Source organism: Dethiosulfatibacter sp., assembly GCF_983023055.1.
In genome coordinates, this window is the sequence record NZ_CEZJXU010000347.1 from 1 (window position 1) to 2,863 (window position 2,863).

The following is a 2,863-nucleotide window of genomic DNA, read 5'->3' on the forward strand; positions in this document are numbered from 1 at the left end:
GCACATAATGCGTTTATGTTTGATGCGTTAAAGCCTTAAATATAGATATATATATATATAGTTTTATATTTTTGCATTTTGTGCACCGCGACAGTTTATTGTCGTAATGCCGACAGTGAATGTCGAGTACCTATGAATTAAATACTTATTAAGGAGGGAAGCGTAGTGCCAAGAAAAGGACATATACCCAAAAGACAAGTGATGGAAGATCCGATATACAAAGATAAAATTGTTACCAAACTTATCAATTCAGTTATGCTGGACGGTAAGAAAGGTGTTGCTCAAAAGATAGTGTATGGTGCTTTTGAAATGATAGAAGAAAAAACTGGAGATGATCCAAAGGAAGTATTCTATAAAGCATTGAATAATATCATGCCTGTGCTTGAAGTTAAAGCAAGAAGAGTTGGTGGAGCTACATATCAGGTACCAATCGAGGTTAGACCTGAAAGAAGACAAACATTAGGTTTGAGATGGTTAATTACTTACACTCGTAAAAGAGGGGAAAGAACCATGAAGGAAAGACTGGCAAAAGAACTTATGGATGCGGCTAATAGTACAGGCGCAAGTGTCAAGAAGAAAGAAGACACTCATAAAATGGCAGAAGCTAATAAAGCATTTGCTAGTTTCAGATGGTAAAATGATAACCATTTTATCATTGCAGATAGGAGGAAAGTTGTGAGAGAATATCCTTTAGATAGAACAAGAAATATAGGGATAATGGCGCATATAGACGCAGGTAAAACTACTTGTACTGAGAGAATACTTTATTATTCAGGTATGATTCATAAAATAGGAGAAACACACGAAGGTGCGTCTCAAATGGACTGGATGGAGCAAGAGCAGGAAAGAGGAATAACAATTACTTCCGCTGCAACTACATGTGCTTGGAAAAATACTAGAATTAATATTATAGATACACCTGGACACGTTGACTTTACAGTTGAAGTTGAGAGATCTCTAAGAGTACTTGACGGTTCTGTAGCTATATTCGACGCTAAAAACGGTGTTGAGCCACAGTCTGAAACAGTTTGGAGACAAGCTGATAAATATAGGGTTCCAAGAATCTGTTTTGTAAATAAAATGGATAAAATGGGAGCAAGTTTTGAGTATTCAGTAGGAACAATGATTGAAAGACTTAAAGCAAATGTTGTGCCAATTCAGTATCCTATAGGAGCGGAAGAAGAGTTTGTAGGAATTATTGACCTTGTTGAAATGAACGCTAGAATCTATAAAGATGATTTGGGCGAAGAAATCGAGATAGTTGAAATACCTGAAGATTACAAAGAAAAGGCTGCAGAATATAGAGAAAAGATGTTGGAAGCAATATCTGATTATAATGAAGAAATCATGGAGAAATTTCTTGATGGTGAAGAAATCGAAGTAGCTTTGATTAAAGAAGCTATTAGAAAAGCAACTATTGCCGTTGATATTATCCCTGTTCTTTGTGGATCAGCATACAAGAACAAAGGTGTTCAAATTTTACTTGATGCAGTTGTTGAGTATATGCCATCTCCACTTGATGTAGAAGCAATCACAGGAATTGACGAAGATGGAGCAGATATAGTTAGAGAATCATCAGACGAAGCTCCTTTCGCTGCACTTGCGTTCAAGATAATGGCAGACCCATTTGTTGGAAAGCTTACTTTCTTCAGAGTATACTCTGGAGTTATGGAAGCCGGAAGTTATGTAACTAACTCTACTAAGAATAAGAGGGAAAGAGTTGGTAGAATCCTTCAGATGCACGCCAATAAAAGAGAAGAAATTAGTAAAGTATATGCTGGAGATATTGCAGCAGCTGTTGGTTTCAAGCAAACTACTACTGGAGACACTCTGTGTGACCCTAATAATATAGTTATTCTTGAGGCAATGGACTTCCCTGAACCTGTTATAGAAGTTGCCATTGAACCTAAGACTAAAGTAGGACAGCAAAAAATGGGTATAGGACTTCAGAAGCTTGCGGAAGAGGATCCTACATTCAGAACTTATACAAACGTAGAGACAGGACAGACTATTATAGCTGGAATGGGAGAATTGCACCTAGAGATCATCGTAGACAGACTTATGAGAGAATTCAAGGTAGAAGCTAATGTAGGTAAACCACAGGTTTCATATAAAGAGACTATTACTGGTACAGCCAATGTTGACTGCAAGTACTCTAAACAGTCCGGTGGTAAAGGACAGTATGGTCATGTTAAAATCATCATCGAACCGCAAGAAACTGGTGCAGGATTTGAGTTTGTCAACAAGGTTACTGGAGGATCTATTCCGAAGGAATACATTTCTGCTGTTGAAAACGGTGTAAGAGAATCATCAGAAAATGGTGTTATGTCAGGTTTCCCAACAATCGACTTCAAAGTTACACTTTATGATGGATCTTACCACGAGGTTGACTCAAGTGAGATGGCCTTTAAAATTGCTGGATCTATGGCATTCAAGGATGCTGCTAAGAAGGCTAATCCTGTAGTACTTGAGCCTTACATGAAGGTTGAAGTATTAACTCCAGATGAGTACCTTGGAGATGTAATAGGTGATATTAACTCAAGAAGAGGTAGAATTGAAGGATTTGTTGACAGAAACGGAATTAAAGTAGTGGATGCATTTGTACCACTTTCAGAAATGTTCGGTTATGCAACAGTACTTAGATCACTTTCTCAAGGAAGAGCAAACTACTCAATGCAGTTTGATCATTATGAAAAAGTACCAGCTAAAATGGTAGAAGATATAGTTAAATAAGCATCTGAAAAAGATGAATACAATATAATTTAGTTTATATTAAAAGGAGGAACTTAAATGTCAAAAGCAAAATATGAAAGAAATAAACCCCACGTAAACATAGGAACTATTGGTCACGTTGACCATGGTA

The 2,863-nt window shown here is 36.9% G+C and carries 2 protein-coding genes; both read left to right on the plus strand.

Going from position 1 to position 2,863, the window contains the following annotated elements:
- Positions 1-165: 165 nt before the first annotated feature.
- A complete protein-coding gene (rpsG, locus tag AC3AX0_RS10775) occupies positions 166-636 on the plus strand; it encodes a 30S ribosomal protein S7 (RefSeq protein WP_487550291.1) in 471 nt (156 codons plus the stop codon).
- Between the two features lie 81 nt (positions 637-717).
- Positions 718-2,733 (plus strand): elongation factor G, encoded by a 2,016-nt coding sequence (fusA, locus tag AC3AX0_RS10780; protein ID WP_487550292.1) that lies wholly within the window; start codon positions 718-720, stop codon positions 2,731-2,733.
- The last annotated feature ends 130 nt before the right edge of the window (positions 2,734-2,863 follow it).